This window comes from Spirosoma arboris, assembly GCF_009754945.1.
GTDB classification, from domain to species: Bacteria; Bacteroidota; Bacteroidia; order Cytophagales; family Spirosomataceae; genus Spirosoma; species Spirosoma arboris.
On record NZ_WPIN01000005.1, the window covers coordinates 328,291 to 348,219 of the forward strand.

The 19,929-nt window shown below is 48.6% G+C and carries 14 protein-coding genes; 4 read left to right on the top strand and 10 right to left on the bottom strand.

The window, feature by feature from the left end; genetic code table 11:
• Positions 1–77: 77 nt before the first annotated feature.
• From GO755_RS15445 to GO755_RS15455, 3 genes are all read left to right on the top strand, one after another.
• The gene (locus GO755_RS15445) at positions 78–923 is read left to right on the top strand and encodes a bifunctional transcriptional activator/DNA repair enzyme AdaA (protein WP_157586079.1); all 846 of its coding nucleotides are present in this window, start codon (positions 78–80) and stop codon (positions 921–923) included.
• 94 nt (positions 924–1,017) lie between these two features.
• Positions 1,018–1,713 carry a 2OG-Fe(II) oxygenase gene (locus tag GO755_RS15450; RefSeq protein WP_157586080.1) on the top strand — a complete coding sequence of 232 codons (696 nt, stop codon included), beginning with the start codon at positions 1,018–1,020 and terminating at the stop codon, positions 1,711–1,713.
• Entirely contained in the window at positions 1,710–1,967 is a 258-nt protein-coding gene (locus tag GO755_RS15455; RefSeq protein ID WP_157586081.1) for an Ada metal-binding domain-containing protein, read from the top strand. Before GO755_RS15450 ends, GO755_RS15455 begins: the two co-directional genes overlap by 4 nt.
• A 20-nt stretch (positions 1,968–1,987) precedes the next feature.
• Here GO755_RS15455 and dnaE read toward each other — a convergent pair whose 3' ends face one another.
• Positions 1,988–5,623, bottom strand: coding sequence for a DNA polymerase III subunit alpha (gene dnaE / locus GO755_RS15460; protein WP_157586082.1), 3,636 nt, complete (start codon positions 5,621–5,623; stop codon positions 1,988–1,990).
• Positions 5,624–5,764: 141 nt separating this feature from the next.
• Complete coding sequence (locus GO755_RS15465; RefSeq protein WP_157586083.1) at positions 5,765–6,670, bottom strand: LysR family transcriptional regulator; 906 nt, start codon at positions 6,668–6,670, stop codon at positions 5,765–5,767.
• Positions 6,671–6,778: 108 nt separating this feature from the next.
• Between GO755_RS15465 and GO755_RS15470 the strand changes: the two genes are divergently transcribed.
• Positions 6,779–7,201 (top strand): hypothetical protein, encoded by a 423-nt coding sequence (locus GO755_RS15470; RefSeq protein ID WP_157586084.1) that lies wholly within the window; start codon positions 6,779–6,781, stop codon positions 7,199–7,201.
• Positions 7,202–7,212: 11 nt separating this feature from the next.
• Here GO755_RS15470 and GO755_RS15475 read toward each other — a convergent pair whose 3' ends face one another.
• From GO755_RS15475 to GO755_RS15510, 8 genes are all read right to left on the bottom strand, one after another.
• A complete protein-coding gene (locus GO755_RS15475; RefSeq protein WP_157586085.1) occupies positions 7,213–7,647 on the bottom strand; it encodes a hypothetical protein in 435 nt (144 codons plus the stop codon).
• Positions 7,648–7,717: 70 nt separating this feature from the next.
• Positions 7,718–10,000, bottom strand: a complete 2,283-nt coding sequence (locus GO755_RS15480) for a family 78 glycoside hydrolase catalytic domain (RefSeq protein ID WP_157586086.1) — start codon at positions 9,998–10,000, stop codon at positions 7,718–7,720.
• A 27-nt stretch (positions 10,001–10,027) separates the two neighbouring features.
• A complete protein-coding gene (locus GO755_RS15485; protein WP_227686965.1) occupies positions 10,028–11,290 on the bottom strand; it encodes a DUF2264 domain-containing protein in 1,263 nt (420 codons plus the stop codon).
• A 234-nt stretch (positions 11,291–11,524) separates the two neighbouring features.
• The gene (locus GO755_RS15490; RefSeq protein WP_157586087.1) at positions 11,525–12,646 is read right to left on the bottom strand and encodes a glycoside hydrolase family 88/105 protein; all 1,122 of its coding nucleotides are present in this window, start codon (positions 12,644–12,646) and stop codon (positions 11,525–11,527) included.
• 5 nt (positions 12,647–12,651) lie between these two features.
• Complete coding sequence (locus tag GO755_RS15495; protein ID WP_157586088.1) at positions 12,652–13,662, bottom strand: glycoside hydrolase family 43 protein; 1,011 nt, start codon at positions 13,660–13,662, stop codon at positions 12,652–12,654.
• 137 nt (positions 13,663–13,799) lie between these two features.
• Entirely contained in the window at positions 13,800–15,431 is a 1,632-nt protein-coding gene (locus GO755_RS15500) for a RagB/SusD family nutrient uptake outer membrane protein (RefSeq protein ID WP_157586089.1), read from the bottom strand.
• A gap of 25 nt (positions 15,432–15,456) precedes the next feature.
• Complete coding sequence (locus tag GO755_RS15505) at positions 15,457–18,498, bottom strand: SusC/RagA family TonB-linked outer membrane protein (RefSeq protein ID WP_157586090.1); 3,042 nt, start codon at positions 18,496–18,498, stop codon at positions 15,457–15,459.
• 511 nt (positions 18,499–19,009) lie between these two features.
• Complete coding sequence (locus GO755_RS15510) at positions 19,010–19,879, bottom strand: 3-keto-disaccharide hydrolase (protein WP_157586091.1); 870 nt, start codon at positions 19,877–19,879, stop codon at positions 19,010–19,012.
• Positions 19,880–19,929: the final 50 nt, after the last annotated feature.

Sequence of the window (19,929 nt, forward strand, 5' to 3'; positions counted from 1 at the left end):
CAAAAATCTCCGCAAGAATCGGGTTTCTCTCCAACTGGGTTATGCCGACATTTGTATAGGTCAAACAACAATGCTATATGACAACTGCAAGCACCTACACCTATCAGCAAATTGCCCGCGCTATCGAACACCTTACCGCTAATTTCCGGGAGCAGCCTTCTTTAAGCGAACTCGCCGAAAAAGCCAACCTGAGTGAGTTTCACTTCCAACGGCTCTTCACCGAGTGGGCGGGCGTAAGTCCGAAGAAATTCAGCCAGTACTTAACCCTCGAACACGCCAAAAATCAACTTCGCAAGGGCGCCCCACTGAGTGATGCCGCGCATGAAGCCGGACTTTCGGGAACGGGTCGGTTACACGATCTATTCGTAACAATCGAAGGGGTTACACCAGGACAGTTTAAGCAGGCGGGTTCGGGGTTGGTACTTGCGTATGGCGTGTTCGATAGTCCGTTTGGGAAGTATGTGTTGGGAGAGATTAATGGAAAAATTGCGCTTCTTCATTTTCTGAATGATGGCGACGAGCCAGAATCGATTCTAGCCAACGCCTGGCCCGAAGTTACTCTTCGTCAGGATGCTGAAGCCCTCCATGAGCTAGTCAACCAGATTTTCCCGACAACCGCCAATGCAACAATGAGCCATCCGCTGCCGGTTTTACTACGAGGATCGGCTTTTCAGCTAAAAGTATGGGAAGCGCTGCTCAAAATTCCTGAAGGGAGATTGGCCAGCTACGATCAAATTGCCGAAGCCATTGGACAGCCCACGGCCTCGCGGGCAGTTGGAACAGCCATTGGCAGTAACCCAATTGGCTATTTAATTCCCTGTCATCGGGTCATTAAGAAAACTGGTCTCTTCGGTGGCTATCGTTGGGGAGTTGAACGCAAGCAAGCCATGCTTGGCTGGGAAGCTGCGCGCGTTGATGGATAAATTTCACTAACCACAGAGATACAGAGGGCACAAAGCTTTGTAGGCAAACATTCTTTGTGCCCTCTGTATCTCTGTGGACACAAGACTTATACCAATGACTCACAAAATTCTTAACTGGCCATCTCACCAACAGCTCCTTTCTGAATCAGGGTTTGTCTTGCTTCCTCCTGCCCTATCGGCTGATGAATGCCACGAGTTGGCCAATTTGTTTGATAAACCAGACTTGTATCGCAAAACGATTGTGATGCAAAAACATGGTTATGGTAGTGGCGAGTACAAATACTTCAACTATCCACTACCACCCATTATCGACACGCTTCGGCATGAACTATTCACACAGATAGCTCCAGTGACCAACGACTGGAACGAGAAACTCGGCCTCGCCCAACGTTACCCAACCGACCTGGACGAGTGGTTAGCTAGTTGTCACCAAGCTGGCCAGAAACGTCCAACCGCCTTGATTTTGAAGTACGGATCGGGTGATTGGAACGCGTTGCATCAGGATATTTATGGTGAATTGTATTTTCCATTTCAGGCCGTTCTGTTTCTAAATCAACCCGGTCAGGATTTTTCCGGGGGCGAGTTTGTCTTGATGGAACAACGTCCACGGATGCAGTCTAAAGCAATTGTGCTGCAACCTGAGCAAGGGCAGATCTTAATATTCACCACGAAATTTCGGCCTCAAAAAGGGACACGAGGCTATCATCGAATTGGCCTTCGACATGGCGTCAGTGAAGTAAAAACAGGCCGGAGGATGACCGTAGGCCTCATTTTTCACGACGCAGCATGATCCGGCAAACGGCTCTTGGGCCAACCCGTTTCGCCCAACTTCGAGTCTTGGTAAAGTTGGTAACAAGTGAAGCGGTTACGCTAGGTGGTCACCGGCCCGGAAAGATTTATGGCACGCTTACCTGCCGGACGGGTAAACGAATGAAGCCAGAAAATCGGGTGTTCTTCCGGAATGAAACCGAAGCTATTGCACAAGGTTTTCGACCTTGTGCAGTCTGTTTACCTGGCGCTTATAAAGCCTGGCGGAAAGGCTAAGAATCGTAGCTGCGATTCTTTTACGCCACCTTACACGTCACACCATCAATAGCTTCTAATGCCTTTAGGAACGAGTTTGCTGGGGAAACCTTTAGCGTTCGTGCCTGCAAACTTATTTCAATACGTTCGATTGGATCGACAACGTTAAACGAAAGTGTACAGGTGCCGGGATGTGCATTCGCCAACTCATTAAGTTTAGCAATGACCTGGGCGTTCAAGGCATCAAGCGTTAAGGATACGCGTAATTCTTTGCAGAATTTTTCACGCATATCGTTCAGGAGCCGGATACTCACGGGCTTGAATTCCAATTGCTCAGAACCCCATTTATTTTGAGTCTTGCCCGTAATGTGAAGGAATCGCCCTACCTCAATATACTGCACTAACCGAACGTAGTCATCTCCGAAAAGTGCCATTTCGAGCGATGAATTATAGTCCTCAATTTTGAAGATACAGAACGGATTTCCACTTTTAGTTACCCGCATTTGTACCGCTGACACAATACCTCCGACTTTAATTTCAGGCTGCTTAGTCTCAAAAATATTGGCCAGTGTGCAATTGCAGAATCCGTCCATTTCGAGTTTGAACTCATCGAGTGGGTGGCCGGTGATGTAAAACCCAACAACGTCTTTTTCAAATTTGAGCTTCTCGATCTGGTTCCACTCCTCTACAGTAGGCGCTTTGGGACGGGCAAGCATGGGCTCTCCATTCATCATGGCCCCAAACAACGACTGTTGAGCTGCCGCCTTTTCCGCGTGGTAGTTGTTGGCGTATCGGATAATTTTATCCAGGAAGGGCGACGTATCACCCTCTGCCATGTTGAAATATTGCGCCCGATGATACTCGTCCAGATTGTCGAACGCACCAGCGTAGGCCAGTGATTCCCACGTTTTCTTATTCACCGTCCGGAGGTTGACCCGAATGGCGAAGTCGAAAATATCCTTGAACGGGCCGCCAGCTTTGCGTTCCTCAATAATGGCTTCTACGGCAGCGTCGCCCGCTCCTTTGATACCACCAAGACCAAAGCGAATTTCACCTTTTTGGTTAACGCCAAAGAATCGTTCGGATTCGTTTACGTCGGGCCCCAATACTGGAATATTTATATTCTTACATTCTTCCATGAAGAACGTAATCTTGTCAATCGTACCAAGACAGCTCGTTAAAACGGCTGCCATGTACTCCGAGCGGTAATGCGCTTTGAGGTAGGCGGTTTGGTAAGCGACGAAGGCATAGCAGGTTGAGTGCGATTTATTGAAAGCGTACGAAGCAAAGGCCTCCCAGTCGGTCCAGACTTTTTCGCAGACTTTCAGAGGCAAGTTATTGGCAGCACAGCCATCCATAAACTTGCCTTTCATTTTATCCAGCGTGGCTTTATCCTTCTTCCCCATCGCCTTCCGCAGTATGTCGGCGTCACCTTTGGTGAAGTTGCCCAGCTTTTGCGAGAGCAGCATCAGCTGCTCCTGATAAACGGTAATACCATATGTATCAGCCAAATACTCCTCCATTTCTGGCATATCATATTTGACTTCTTCGCGACCGTGTTTCCGGTTAATGTAGTTCGGAATGTAGGCAATCGGGCCCGGACGGTATAGCGCATTCATCGCAATGAGATCACCAAAGCGGTCAGGCTTCAGATCTTTCATGTGCTTTTTCATGCCGTCGGATTCAAACTGGAAGACGGCGTTGGTTTCGCCACGCTGGAAGAGCTTGTAGGTTTCGTCGTCGTCTAGCGGAATATCGTCAATGTCGGTTTCGACGCCATTGACGTAAAATCCACCGTGATTTTGTCGAATGAGTCGCAGACATTCCTTGATGATCGTCAAGTTGCGCAGACCCAAAAAGTCCATCTTGATTACACCCGCATCCTCAATAACTTTACCCTCATACTGCGTGATAATCAGGTTCGTATCTTTCGAAGTCGATACCGGAACAATATCCGACAAATCGCTGGGGGCAATGATAATTCCTGCTGCATGCAAGCCGGTATTGCGAACAGTACCTTCGAGTTTGCGGGCTTGTTTGAGTACTGCCGAGACCTTTTCGTAATCCACGATGCGCATGGCCAAAGCCGCACTCTTGTCGCCGGCTTCGAGGGCGCGCATCCGTTTCACATTATCAACCTCTTCGGGTTGAATAACGTTGGCTAAACCACCCGGCCCGTCAATCGGATCTTCGAAGATACGCTTGAGCGTCATGTTGTAGGTCGGCTTGTCCGGCACAAGCTTCACCACAGCGTTGGCATCCTGCAAAGGCAAATCCATAACCCGCGCTACGTCTTTGATCGACGATTTTGAGGCCATGGTACCATAGGTCACAATCTGCGCCACCTGCGATTTACCGTATTTCTGCACCACGTAATCAATGACCTTCTGCCGGCCTTCATCATCGAAGTCCGTATCAATATCGGGCATCGACTTCCGGTCGGGATTCAGGAACCGCTCGAAGAGTAAGTCGTATTTAATGGGATCGATATTGGTGATTCCCGTACAGTAGGCTACCGCGCTACCAGCCGCCGACCCACGTCCGGGGCCAATCATAACGCCCAGATCACGCCCGGCTTTGATGAAGTCAGACACGATCAAAAAGTAACCTGCGAACCCCATCGTTCTGATGGTAAACAACTCGAAGTCAAGACGTTCCTGAATGTGCGGCAGAATATCGACGTAGCGCTGTTTGGCGCCTTCGTAGGTAAGGTGACGCAGGTATTCCCACTGATTCAGGACATCATCGGTGTGTTGCTGAAACTCCTTTGGAATCGGGAAGTTGGGCAACATGATGTCCCGTTTGAGCTTCAGCGTGTCTACCTTGCCAACAATCTCATTGGTATTGTCGATGGCTTCGGGCAGGTCATGGAAAAGCGTCGTCATCTCCTGCGTGTTCTTGAAATAGAACTGATCGCTGAAGAAGGCAAAGCGCGTATTTTTAGGCATCACATCATCATCGCTGAAATCCTTCATCGACGGTGTGCTTTGCTTTTCGTTGGTGTTGACACACAGCAAGATATCGTGTGCTACCCAGTCGTCCTGATCGACATAGTGCGAATCGTTGGACGCAATAATCTTAACGTTATACTTCCGGGCGAACTTGATCAGTATTTCATTAGCCTTTATCTGATCAGGAATTTCGTGGCGTTGGAGTTCAACGTAGTAGTCTTCGCCAAAGCGGTCGAGCCACCACTTGAATTCAATTTCCCCAGCTTCTTCCCCTTTTTTCAGAATCGTTTTCGGAACCGATGCGCCGATGCAACAAGTGGACGCAATCAAACCCTCTTTGTACTGATCAATAAGGGCTTTTGTAACACGAGGGTATTTACCATAAAGTCCCTCCATGTATCCCAGCGAACAGAGTTTCGCCAGGTTTTTATAACCCTGTGCATTCTTTGCCAACAAGAGCTGGTGGTAACGAACGTCCTTTTGCTCTTTGGTAAACTGCTTTTTATGGTGATCCTCCACAACATAGAACTCGCAGCCAACAATGGGTTTGATTCCTTGTTTGCTTGCTTCGGCCACAAACTCAAATACCCCGAACATATTACCATGGTCAGTAATGGCGACGGCAGGCATGTTGTCGGCTTTGGCCTTCTTAATCAGCTTCTTAATATCAGCCTGACCGTCGAGCAGCGAGTATTGCGTGTGGCAGTGGAGGTGTGAGAATTGCATTGTCTGAACCGGGATTGACCTGATTTTAGGATTTACAGGATTTTGTCCGTCTGTAAATTTAAACTAAAGCAGTCGGGAACAGGTAACGGCAGGCCGGGATTTTTGAAAAGATTTTGGTAATAGGCTCAGAAGCAGTCTTCTTCATGCAGGACAGGCGTAGCCATCTAATTCTTTCATGTAGCAGGCCAATTGCTCAATGAACGCCGTTGTATAGGGCGGCAGTTGTTTGCTCTTTAGCGTAGCTGCATACCATGTTCGCAGCACTCGTTTTCCGGTAATTTGGACAGCTGCCAGTTGGCCCGATTGCAAATACGGTTTAACCACCCAATTAGGCAGTACCGCCACACCCAGCCCGGCCTTCACCATCTCCAGAATGGCTTCGGTGAGTGTGATCTTGTACACCTTGGCCGGGCGACGATTCTTGAAAAGCATCATAAAATTCGAGCTTTCCTGATCCGGAATGTTGTACATGATGTAGTTCTGATCGACAAACTCATCGATTTCAACCCAGGGACGGCCAGCCCAGGAATGATCGGGGGCGACAATAGCTACAAACTCATCCTGAAAAAGTGGCGTATACGCAAACTTCGGATTTTCGTCGCCTTCCGTAATGGCCACATCAATCTTATTGGCTAGCAAATGGTGGTCAGCATCCTGCGAAGCAGCCTCCAATTCAACCTTGATGTCCACTTTTGGGTAAAGCGTCTGAAATTCCCTCAGAAAACCAGCTAACCAGTGGTACGATGTATAACATTGCGTACAAAGCCGGACCTCGCCCGCTTCCTTGTCGGTCAGGCATCGAACTGTAGCCCGTGTTTCGGCAACTTCCCGCAGGATCTTCTCGGCTGCCTGTACGACGACTTCGCCCGCTGGAGTCAGCAACATCTGCTTTTTTTCCCGGATGAACAGTTGGGTGTCGAAGTAGCTTTCCAATTCCTTCAACTGATGACTCAGAGCCGATTGGGTCAGAAATAGGCGATCAGCGGCTTTCGTCAAATTGCCACAGAGTGCCACTTCTTTCACCATCTGAAGATGTCGAATTTCCATTGATGAATTTCATTCATGGTTTCAACAAAAATAATTCGCTTTACTAATATATCAAAACCCGCCACCTTTGAGCCATCAATTTAACGCCGGTAAAACCGTACTAAAAAAATGAAAACAACACGACAATTTATGAACGTACTGCTCCTGAGTATCCTCATGACAGCCCCAATAATCAATGCACAAGCTACGGGCACCGCCCCTAGCGATTCGACAACGAAACCAAATTCATTTGAGGTAGGCCTCTACATGGGCAACGACTGGACGGTGAATATCATGCTGGCAATTTACCAGCCGAAACAAGTTGTAGTTACGTTGAGGGATGCTAACAACGCCATTCTGTATCGGGATTATCTGAAAAAAGCGTCCAAAAGCCACCACCTGAAATTCAAATTCAACGAGTCGGAAACCGGGCAATATCAGTTTGAAATCAGCGATGGACGGCAGACCATTGTTCGCAAAGTGGAAGTAGTCGACATGCCAGCCATTCAATCACAGCGGTACATTGTCTACGGCCCACAAATCGGTCAGTAGTTGTAATACGTTTATTGATTTTGCAACGCCCAAACATAACATCCTGTATTGGTGGCAGGTCGTTTAACAAAGGCAAAATATCTGGATGCCAGTTCCTTCCCATTACAGTTGATCGTTACCTGTGCGACAAACTTGGGAGCATCTTTTAGAATGGTTTCGGAAATTATGATTTGCTGATTTGACGCATTGGCATAAGAGCTTTTGGTCAGGTCACCAGAGAGGGTGTCTTTCTGAACGAAGATGTTATAAACGAACTGCATTTCTGTACTCCCCACATAATTCGAGGCTACTAGTTGAACACCCTGATAACCACTTTCGCAGGGCGCTTTGGCAATAAGGGTAGCTGGCGGCTGGCAGTTTGTTTGCAGAGGCTCGTTTTTCGATTGACAGCTGTTTAGAAATAGCCCAATAATGCAGGAGCTGACGAAGAATTGGATTGTTTTCATAGTTGCGTTCTATTGAATTACTCTCAGAATAACTCAATAGAACGCAATTATGTCTTGATAGTTTTATAATTCAACGCACTTCCCATTCGTGCGTACCTGAGCCAACACCCATGATCTTCCAGAAATTACCTTCAGCGGTGGTCTTTACTACGTTCCCATTTTCCCATACCTGGCTTTTCGCCTTTCTGCGAGGCAAATAAACGACTCCGCTGGTATTGGCAGGCAAGGTAACACGCAACTGAAACCGGTCGGGGGAGTTGTCAAAGGCGACAGAGATTGGGCCTCGTAAGGTGGCCAGCTGTAGCGATGCCTGTCGTAACGTATCGGGTTGAGGCTTGATCCGAACCGTTTCAAAAGCGGGATTCAAGGCTTCGACACCCATTAATTTTCGCACGATGATGTTGGCCGGGGCCGCTCCCCAGGCATGATTCCAATCCTGATTGGGTTTATACTTAGTATCCCAGGCCTCGGTTGTCATGGTTGAGCCGGTACGGATCATATTGTACCAACTGCGTTCGTCAGTCGAGGTTAGCAAGGACAATGCATAGGCACTTTCATTGGCATTGTAGAGCGCATCCAGCAAAAACTGTGACCCATACACACTACACGCCATACCCCTCGACCGAATATGAGCCAGCACGCTTGAGTGATATTTTTCGGGAACCAGTCCAAAAGCCAGCGCCATCATGTTAGCATGAAGCGACGCGTGATCGGTGCTATCGCCATCCCGAACCAAACCAGTTTTAGAATTAATAAATGTGGCCTGAAACGCTTTCTTAACCTGATTTGAGCGGTCGGCATAAAAAATAGCATCGTCAGATTTACCCAGACGATTCGCGACCTGCGCCATAAAAACCAGTCCCTGATAGTGAAAGGCATTGACGACAGCGTTGTAATTCCGAAAAACAAAGCCGTCCGTTTCACCAACTTCTTTTTTACCCAATCCCAGAACGCCCTGCTGCGGCCAATCGACGATGTCCTGAATCGTCGGTCGACCATCAAACGTATCGTAGTGAATCGACTTTTTAAACTCAGCCGTTTGAAGCCCCGTTCGGGTACTGATCAGCCCATCCGGGCGGGCCAGCGGGAGCAGGAGTTTAGCTTTCAGTTCAGGATAAAGCGCTTCTATCGTGCGTGAATCGCCGGAATTCAGGTAATCATACCAGGCAATCAACACGTTTTGCAACGACCATTCTGTTGGCCAGGTTGCGTGAAAAACCAGGTAGTTCAACGACCGTTTGGCGATGTTATACTCCGAATCAGTAGCATAATGAGAAAGTTGGTTAATCAGCGCGTCGGCTTCGTACGGAATCCGTTCACGATCTCCATCAACGTAATAGCCACTAAACGTGGTCGCTTTGATGGTGTGTTTACAGATTCCCCAGACACGATTCAATGTTGTGTCTGAACTTGTAAAGGTCGTAGCCGTTTCATCGAATGGATACGTAACAACCTGACGAACAAGCTGCTCAACACGAATAGTATCCGTCGGCAATTCGACTTCAACGTAGCGAAATGGCAAAACCTCACCAATATAATCCGGCATCAGAATGGCTTTCGGTCCTGTGTTGCGCTTATCGGGTTTAAACTGAATGGCGTATCGATGCGTCCCGTGTTGTAACAGAACCGGTATTCGGCGGTACCGAAGTACACCCATTGGTTTGGGGTTAACATGGCCATCGGGCATAATGGCCTCACCCACGTGCAAAATCAGTGTATCCTGTTCGGCGGGGCTATTCACGGTAAGATAAACCTGCCCAAACGCATCCTTCCCAAAATCATAAACCATCCGTTTCGATCCCACTGATTTCTGCGAAACGGGTGCTTCTTCAGCTTTCACAACAGGATAATAAGGCGTTTCATAGTCCGCTAGTTGGGATGCCGTGCGAAACGCTTTCGCTTGCGAAAAATCACTTTCGCCATTTTGACTAGTCCAGACTTTCACTTTCCAGTAGTAAATCCGGTTAGCCTCCAGTCGATGATCGGCGGGCAGCAGAATGCCTACGCTTTGACTGTTCACAATTTTACCCGAGTCCCATACATCGCCCACATTGCTTTGGCTGGTTTTCCCGGAAGAGCTTACAATCAGTCGATAAGCTGTCTGGCGACTATTAACACCAGCATTGGGAAGCACCCAACTAAACGAAGGGCGGGCACTACGAATGAGGGCAAGTTGTCCGGCAAACCGGGATGAGTCAGCGGCATCGAGCGTTAGGTTCGTTAAAAAGCCGTTGCTCCAGACCTTATCGGTATGAAGCAGCAAATCGGTACGTAAGGATGTAGGTGGTGCCAGTAATTGGGCAGAAGCTGTTAGGCTAGTCGAAAACAGTAGCCAAAAGAAATAATGTCGCATGAAATCCTCCCAAAAAGGCACTAACGGTTATCGTAAATCCACACTATGATCGTGCGGAAAATCTTCTCCACTCCATATTTTTTGCGCGCTCCATTTTTCCGGTGCATCGGCCCAGAACGGGTCTGAATCAGGCAAACCAAGCGGCAGGAAAATGTTGGTGGCAATGTACAGGCTGCCCTGGTTGTTATAAAAATCGGCCAGATCAGGTTGCGAACCGTATAGGCCGATGGTCAGCCAGCCATTCTGATAGGTAGAAGGACTTTCCAGCGTTTTTTTAATCACAGCCGTCAGGGCGCAACGTACCTGAGCGGGCTTTAATTGTTCGGGCAACGCTTTCCGCCACGACATATCAGCCAGGTGCTGAAATACCGCGCCCCTATACACAATCGAACGACCGGTGGCTGGATACGTACCATCAGTATTGATTAACCGTTCCTGAATAATGGCATAACGCTCGTTCCGCTGCTTGATTTTGGCAATCATACCCGTATACGCATTCGTCTTCTTGCTGACAATCTCCGTGATAGCCGCCAGATACGGATGCATCACATAACTGTTGTAATAGTCGTAAGCATAGGACGTTCCATCGGAATACATGCCATCGCCAACGTACCACTGCTCCAGTTGCTGAAGCGCGTAATCAATCCGCATCGGGTCCCATTCATAGCCGTATTTGCAGAAGAACGCTTCGGTCATAGCCGAAAATAGCAGCCAATTGGAGAACACCGGTTTAAACTGACGCGTGGTTTTCAAGGCTTTAACCAGTCGTTGCTGGTCGATTTTGTTCAGATTCTCCCACAACCAGGGCGCTCGCACAAATGCATACGCGATGTACGACGCATCGACCAGCTGCTGACCACCGATGTTAAAATACATGTAGTCTTTAGCGGTCGAATCCAACGCGTTCGATAGTCCTTTGATCACCCATTTCCGGTACTGATTTCGCAACGCAACTTCCTCGGCGCTTCCACCTTCGCCCTGCAACCAGGGCGCAATACCACTCAGTACACGACCCAACACTTCAACGTATTGAACCTGAATCCGATGCTCCTTATTGTCAATTCGCTTAGAGACCACTTTCGGCATAACGATGCGTAAGCTGTCCTGAGCCAGGCTATAAATAACTGGTCTGACCATCTTATCCATCTCAGCCAGCCAGAACTGACGGTCGCTGACGGTCGGGGCAATTTTTGCCGATTTGGTGGTTGTTTTTTTCTGGGCGTATGTAGCACTGCATGCCATGACGATGAGCAGGCAGGCGATAAAAAAACGGGTGTTGAAATTCTTCATTCCTGGATGGTCTTTATCATAACATGGAGTTATGTAATCACGCAGAGTTATATCGAAACCTATTTTGTGCGACCCCGTCGGGGTCAGATGTTTATAGAAACAAACTTGACTATAAACATTTGACCCCGACGGGGTCGCATATCTTGTATCCTCAGTCTATGTCCTCATAGAATGCTTTTGTAAACGCTAACTTCTGGCGTTCTGTGAGGACACGACCGAGGATGCAGAGGGTCTCTACCTGGTCAAAAATCGATGCATTTCGCAGCCGGCCAGCAGAAAAGCACCGACGCCGAAATTGGTAGTTGAGTTGGCATCAACGACTTGGCCCGGAATAGCTTTTTCGCCGATGGGTTGGATGTAGCCAATTTTTCCGTTGGGTTGCAGCGCTACTGTCGATAGGTAGTTCCAGCCTTTCAGGGCCGTTGGTAAGCACGTTTTTTCGTTTAGATAGCTGTTATTGATTCCCCACAACAAGCCGTAAGTGAAGAAAGCCGTACCACTGGTTTCCGGACCGGGAGCATGTTCAGGATCGAGTATACTTCGGGTCCAGTACCCTTCGGGCTGTTGGGATTTACGAATGGCTTCGGCTAAACCTTTGTATTTCGCTACGTATTCATTGCGGTGCGGGTCGTTTTTCGGTAGGTCTTGCAATACTTTCGCTAAAGCAGCAAACACCCAACCATCGCCCCTTGCCCAGAAATCCTTTTTGCCGTTGACGCTCTTGTGCTTCGGATACACATACTTCGCATCGCGGTAATAAAGCTTTTCATCGGCATCATACATGATGCTGTTGGCATACATGAAGTACTCATAAAGCTTATCCAGATAGAGCTTATTGCCCGTCACCTTGTAGAGCTTCGTCATTACGGGCATTACCATGTACAGTCCATCGGCCCACCACCAGTAATCGACATTTGAGGTGCTCATCTCGTAGTCCATCACTTCCTTCGCACGGGCAATTTTCCGATTGTCGGGCTGGAGATTATACAAGTCGATGTACGTCTGGAAACAGATTTGCCAATCACCGAACAGTACATAGTCATCGGTTTCGCCGTAGGAATATTTCCATTTTGACGTATCGTTTGACCTAGCGCCCATCCACAGATTGTGTTCCGACCAGGCTTCTGAATACTGACGATAGGCTTCATTTTTAGTTAGGGCATAAACGTCCATATTGCCCGTATGGTAAGCCGCATTATCCCAAAAAGCCCGTCCGTGAGTCAGGTTCGTCGATTGCCAATAGTCGTTTGCCTGCTTAATCGCTTTGAGAACGTCTGGTGCCGATGGTTTCTGCTGAGCCCAGGCACCTGCGCTAATCAACAGGAGCAACGCCAGTACATAGTTGTGCTTCGTCATTCGTATCAATTTGCTTTTTGAGGTTTCCAGATCGTCAAATCCCATTCATTTGTCCATTCAATTACGGGCTGATTATTCTCAAATTTCACCGGCAACCATAAGTAACGACTGTCTTTCAAATCTTTCGGATTCCACTTGTCGGCCATAAAAATGAATGCATCCTTTTTTCCTTGTACCGGCAGAATGTAGGTCGATTGCCCATCAAATGTCTTGTCGGCCAGAGGTCCTTTCATTGGATCACCAACTAGTTTCCAGGGACCAAACAGTGAAGTTGCGGTATGCAAACTGGCCTGATTTGGGTCCCAGCCTGTACAACCGCTCGTTATGAGGTAATAGTAATTGTCTTTCTTGAAAATGGACGGTGCTTCCCGATGATTACTGAACAAGAGTGTGTCCTGCGTGGTCGCCGATAGATAATCATCACTTAGTTTCACAAGTCGCAAGTCGTAGTTTTCGCGAGCGGAATAGATGTGATAAGCCGAACCATCCTCATCGACAAACAGCGTCATGTCCCGCGACATATGCCCATTAGGCCGGAAACTATTTACGTATCGGTACGGTCCCGTAACCTTGTCACTAATGGCCACCCCGGCGCGGGCGGCTTTATAGCCCTGACCCGGCAGTTCTAAATGAAACCACATGATGTACTTTTTCGTCTTCGGATTAAAGACAACCTTGGGACGTTCGATGAGCCCACCGACGGCAATCTCGCTCTGCGGATCGGTTGACTTTGGCAGGGCTAACCCTTCGTTCTTCCAGTTGTACAGGTCTTTCGACGAATAAACCGTAACACCTTCCGAAGCTGACTGTCCTCGTTTCTCACCAAACCAGTAGTACGTTTTGTTGTCATATAGCAAGCCTCCGCCGTGAGCATTGATGAGTTCGCCTTTATCGTCGTACCAGCGTTCGCCGGGTTTAAATTCGGCTTGTTTTTGGAGAGGTACAGTTTGGGCCTGGCAGAGGAAAGCGGAAGCCGTTAGGGTAATTGTTAGTAAGGTGGCGGAAAAGAGTTTCATTGATTGATGTGAAGTTAGTGCCTCGACATTATTTTACCCCACCCCCTCCCCTTATTTCAAGGGGAGGGGCTCAAAAAGGCAGGTGTTCCCCCCTCTCCTGAAAAACAGGAGAGGGGCTGGGGGTGAGGTGAAACGAATTAATACCCAGGATTTTGCGTCAACACAGCGTCTTTGTTCAACTGGATTTCCGTTAAGGGGATTGGCATCAGCAAGTGTGTACTGGTCAGGCCAACGGTCTTGTTAACGGCGCTGTTTGAATTAAGCCGCGTAGCGCGATCCACTAATGTTTTGGTGCGCATGAGCGTCATTCGACGATTTTCTTCACCAACGAGTTCACGAACCCGTTCGTCTAGAATAAAGTCCAGTGTCATGTCGGCGGAGGTTACCTGGCCCACTGATGGATAGCCTGCGAACGATCGCTCACGTAAGGCGTTGATGCTGGTAGCAGCTGCTTCCAATTTGCCTTGTTTGAATTGGGCTTCGGCCAGCAGCAAGTACGTTTCGCCCAAGCGCATCAGGATAAAATCCTTGATCATTGCATAGCCGAAGCTATCGTTCGGATTAAACTGATACCATTTAGTAGTGTGTGGAGCGATGTTATAGAGCGTATCGCTGCCCGTGTAAGGAACGGGTTTACCATACGTAGCCGGTTTTGTTGCATCGTTGTACACGTACCGGCGACGGATATTGTACTGCGAATTGCGGATATCACCCGGTTTGTACAGACTATACAAAACCCAGTTGCTAAGCCGTAATCGGCCCAATGCCCGGCCTCCTGTTGAATCGGAAAGGGCCATACCCGAAATGTTGTGGTACGAAGCTCCCCATACCCGACGTTGCTGCGGATTGTCGGTGATACCCCCTACTACAGTGCTTGGATTTTCCTGTTCCAGAACCCAGATGGCTTCGGTGTTGCCCTGTACCCGGCGCTGATTACCGTAGATGAACATATCATGGTAATAATCGCCCGGTGCAGTTGATTGAGCACCATAACGGCTTTTTACGAGCTTAAACCGACCGCTGCTAATAATCGCCTGAAGTTGTGCTTCGGCCAGATCGGGCTTATCCATGCGCAGGTAAACTTCGGCAAGTAATTGCATGGCCATGAACTTGTTGGCCCGTCCGTAGAGCTTTCCTCCGCTCGTGTTGGTTTTAACACTTTCGATATCTGGCAGATTCGCAACGGCAAAGGTCAGATCGTCAACAATCTGTTTATTGACATCGTCCAGCGGTGCCCGCACAAAATCGGTTTTAGGTCCTGTTAGTGCCTGCGTCAAGAGTGGAACACCACCGAAACAGGTTGCCAGATTGTTGTAAGCATACGCCCTGAAGAACTTCGCTTCGGCACTGATTTTTGCTTTCCCACCTGTGCTAATCGCCGTCAACGTTGGCGCTTCGGCTCCATTGATGATGACGTTAGTCAGATTCACCATAATATAGTTCCGGTTCCAGGTACGGGCTGCCGCATTATCGGTAGGCGTCAAAAGCGCGTAGTTGTAATACGGAATCTCGACACCCTGTTGTTGAGCCGTCGCATTCGCCACGTCGGTACCAACCTGCCAAACACTGGGCCATCCCTGCTGATCGGACCAGGAGAAAATAGTGCTGGTATGGTTATAGAGGCCCACCAGCGAGGCTTCGAACCCCAACGAGTCGTTGAGCGTAATTGGGGTGTAGGATGAGTAGGGTTTTTCGTCCAGGAACGTATCCTTGCAGGACGAAGCCAGTACCACAACCGACACGATGAGTAGCTTAATGTAAAGTTTCATTGTATCTACTAAATTAAATCGATGATTAACGAAGGCTGATGTTCAGGCCAAGCACAAATGAGCGGGTCAATGGATAGTTGTTCGTCCAGTCGCCCGATCCACGGGTAGATTGTGCTGCCTCAGGGTCCCAGCCAATCCAGTTCGTAAAGGTGTACAGGTTACGTCCGCTCACGTAGGCAGTCAGATTGCCCAGCCGCAGTTTATCCAGCAGTTTTTGGCTGAATACATAGCTCAACGTCACGTCTTTGATACGTGTGTAGCTGGCATCCGATGCATAGCCGTACCCCCGTGGATTTTTAAAAGCCAGTGATGGGCGGCTATTGCTCATGTTCTCGGCCGTCCAGTAGCCGACGGCAACCGGCGTGTTCCGTTTGCCCGTCTCATCGGCATAGGTCAGGTCAGCGTTGTTCTGGGTTACCCCCTGAACAGTCTGGATAAACACATTCAAATTGAAATTTTTGTAGTGGAATGTGTTTGTCAGGCCTCCAGTCCATTTAGGAGCTGTTTGCCCCAGAATCATACGGTCACCATCCGCCGTAATTTTTTTATCGCCGTTCAAATCGGCAAACTTCAGATCACCAGCTATAGCCCCAGGGTCCTGCACAGACGCATCTTCACCTTTCTGCCAAACGCCGACCATTTTGTAATCATAGATAACACTAATTGGCTGACCAATGAACCAACGGTTACCAAGGTCATTTTTCTTGTCGCCGTAGAGGTCGATAATCCGGTTTCTGTTCGACGAGAAGATGACGGTGCTTTCCCATTTGAAATCGCCCTGCGTTACGTTGCGGGAGTTCAATGTCAGCTCGATACCTGTGTTCGATGTTTCGCCCAGGTTGTCATACACACTCGAATAGCCAGTAATGATTGGGAGGCTTCTCAGCAGTAGCAGCCCTTTCGTGTCGTTCTTGTACATGTCGATGCTACCGTTGATTCGGTTATTGAAGAAGCCGAAATCCACGCCAAGGTTCGCACTTATGGTGCTCTCCCACTGGAGGTTAGCGTTACCTAAGTTGCCGGGCTGCGCACCAATTGTGCTGATGCCATTGAAGGGCGAACGTACGGTTCCGTCGGTTGTAATGGTTCGATAGACGCTAATAGCTTCGTTACCCGACTTGCCATACGAGAAACGCAATTTCAGGTTACTGACAGCACGCATATCTTTCATGAATGATTCATTGCTGATATTCCAGCCAATAGCCGCCGAAGGGAATAAACCGTACTTCGTGGTGTTGGCACCGAATACTGATGAACCATCGCGACGAGCCGTTACCGTGAACAGATAGCGACTGTCGTAGGTGTAGTTAATCCGACCCATCTGCGAGTTCAGACCATAGCGGTCAGCATATGAAGCGCTCGATTGGGTAGCGCCAGCGCCGAGGTTATTGTACGACAATTCATCGTTTACAAAGCCGACTGCCGTAGCGGTGGCTTCCGAATACTTCCGCTGCTGAGCACTATATAAGCCCGTGAAATCCAGGTGGTGCTTGCCAAAATCTTTAGCATACGAGAGGATATTCTCAATCGTGTAGCTACTGGTTTCCGAATAAAACGTGCTCCCCGTTCCAAGCAGGTCATTGGCCGCCCGCCCAGTATAACTAGCTCTATGCGCAGGCAGGTACGAATAACCTACATTCAGACGGTATTTTAAGCCGGTGAGTTTGCCGGGCAACTTCAGTTCGAGATAGCCATTTCCGTTCAGATTCGTATTCCGGTCAAGACGATCGGTTTTCAGGCCAAGCATTGGGTTGGTGTAAAGCTGCTCCGGGAACATCGGGTAGATGGTGTAACTCCCATCCGCATTATATTCCTGACCATACGGGCTCATGGCGGTTGCATTCAACAAATTGGCTCGTCCGCCATCGCGGTTGTTATTGGTGATAAACAGCGACGTACCTACCGTTAGATAATCCGTCAGGTTAATGTCCAGGTTCGAACGGAAACTTGCCCGCTTGTACTGGTAGCCTTTGATTACGCCTTTCTGATCCAGAAACTCGCCCGAAATGAAGTAGCGAACATTGCTGGTTCCGCCCGAAATACTCAGGTTATGGTCCTGCAAAACGCCCGTTTGAGTAGCTTCTTTAAACCAGTCCTTGGTGATACCGGCTTTGTAATTCGGCAACTCGTTGTAGTTAGGAACGGGGTTGGTCAATGTCTGACCCGTTTGCGCCATGTAGTCGGCGTATTTTTGCACGTATTCGGCCCCATTACGTGGCGTAAGAATATGCGCGAAGTTTTCGATACCCACATAGTTACTATAGCGAATGACCGGCTTTCCCGTTGTACCCCGCTTGGTGGTAACCAGAATTACGCCGTTAGCCCCGTTGGTTCCGTAAATAGCTACCGCTGATGCATCCTTAAGGATTTCGACTGATTCAATGTCGTTGGGATTAATGTCGCTGAGCGATCCACCTGCTTTGTTAAGCGGAATTCCATCGACAACGACGTACGGGCCTGAGTTGGCATTGATGGAGTTCTGACCCCGAATCGTTGTAGACGGTGCTGTACCCGGAACCGACGACGACTGCGTAATATTCACCCCCGCTACCGACCCCTGAATGGCCTGCAACACGTTGGTGACGGGTAGTTGCGACAACCGCGATTTAGGAACCGACGCCACAGCTCCTGTAATATCTGAGCGTTTCTGCGTACCGTACCCAACAACGACAACTTCACTCAGCGACTTAGCATCGCTCACGAGTTGGACATTCACTACCGTCTGATTACCGACTGATACTTCTTGAGGAGTATAGCCGATAAACGAAAAGACGAGCACAGGGTTAGCCGTCCCATCTGGAATGCGCACGATATAATTACCCTGAGCATCGGTATTTGCGCCAATTGTACCACCTTTCAGCGAGACGGTAGCGCCCGGTAAAGCATCCCCTTTTTCATCGGAGACCTTCCCCGTGACGGTAATAACCGCTACGTCTGACGAATGCGAACCGGCATCCATCAATCTGGCCGAGGCATAAAGCGGACTGCTATTGCTGACAATCTGCTGGGCGAATACGCCCCTTGCGGGAAGCATCGCACTACAAACAAGTAGCCATTTAATGTTCATAGAGAGGACTTTTAGGTTTCTTCAGTTATTGTAGATTTACTTGACGATGCACAGATAATAGGCAAATCAAATATTTGAATAGTGCAAAACTAGAAGAACTCGCACGAACAGGCAGGGGGGTATTTCGCCAAAAAGAGGGGGGTATTTCAGCAGCCCAAACTTAATTATCAGGGCGTTACGCGTTGTATTATGTAGGCTAACTGAGAAGCCTATATGAGGAGAAGTGCAATTTATTAGAAATAGAGAAATGGCTTATGGACAGCTGAAATAACCCGATTTCAGGCCATAGTCAAGCTGGCTGACGTTTTCGCAGTAATTTTCATTTTCCTGCCTCCGAAGATGCCCTGACTTTTATCTTTCTTCAGAACCATATTGCTAGCTCGTTTTGGATTCGTAAACACCTTTCGATATTTATTTCGAGTGTTCTGAGCCTGTAGCTTGGTAGTCAGACATAAAGAGGGGCTTATTATAACGTGGTCAAGCTGGCGTACCAGCATCCTCTCCGCGTTACTTATTTTCTCGTCTGCAACTGCCGTATCATGGCAGCTAGTTGCTTTGGTTTGTCCATATAAGGCGAGAGATCGAACAAAGCAACCTTACGGAATTCAACGGGGTGACTTTCGCTTTGCAGCGAGATATACCCCTCTCGTAGCAACTGGCCATTTTTTTTAACGGCCGGATCGTAATGAATGACATTGCCACCACCAATCTGTGGTTTCGTGTAGGTCAGCACAGTATCACCTTCAACAATGTGCTTCACCAGCGAATCGCCCAGTACCAACGCTTCAGCATGCACCCACTGATCGCCAGGATAGGTCTTTGAGTTTGAATCAATACAGTGCTGGGTAAAGAGCTTACCATCTAAAACGAAGTTCGTACCGGGTGTGCACAGATTAGCGGTGTGCCGTTCGTGCCGCCCATCTCCACCCAGTAGTTGCATCTCCATCGAGATTGGGAAATCCTGCTTGAGCCCCATCGTTTCCGGTGCTTGTCCATGCAACATAGCTCCGCTATTCCGAATTGCCCAGCCGGGACCACCTTTCACCTGCTCCCCAACGAATCGGTACTCCATCACCAGCAGATAGGCAGAAAAGGGTTTGTTATAAAAAATATGGCCGTATTGCTCATCAAAGGCAGTATACTGATCGTAGCGAACGACCATCTTACCATCTTCAACCCGGAAGGTATTTCCGTAATTGTCGTTGAGCGGGTGGCCCGTTATTTTCACCGACCAATCCTTAAGGTCTTTACCATTGAAGAGTTGAATCCAGTCGCCGGATTTCGTTTTGGATTGATCCGGTCTGGACTGATCCGGTCTGGATTGACCTAAACACAGACCACTGATTAGCAGAAATCTGAGGATTAAGTAGAGTTGTCGCATTATGGACGTGAAGTTAAAACGCATTTCCTGAAACCAGTAAAGTATGTAAA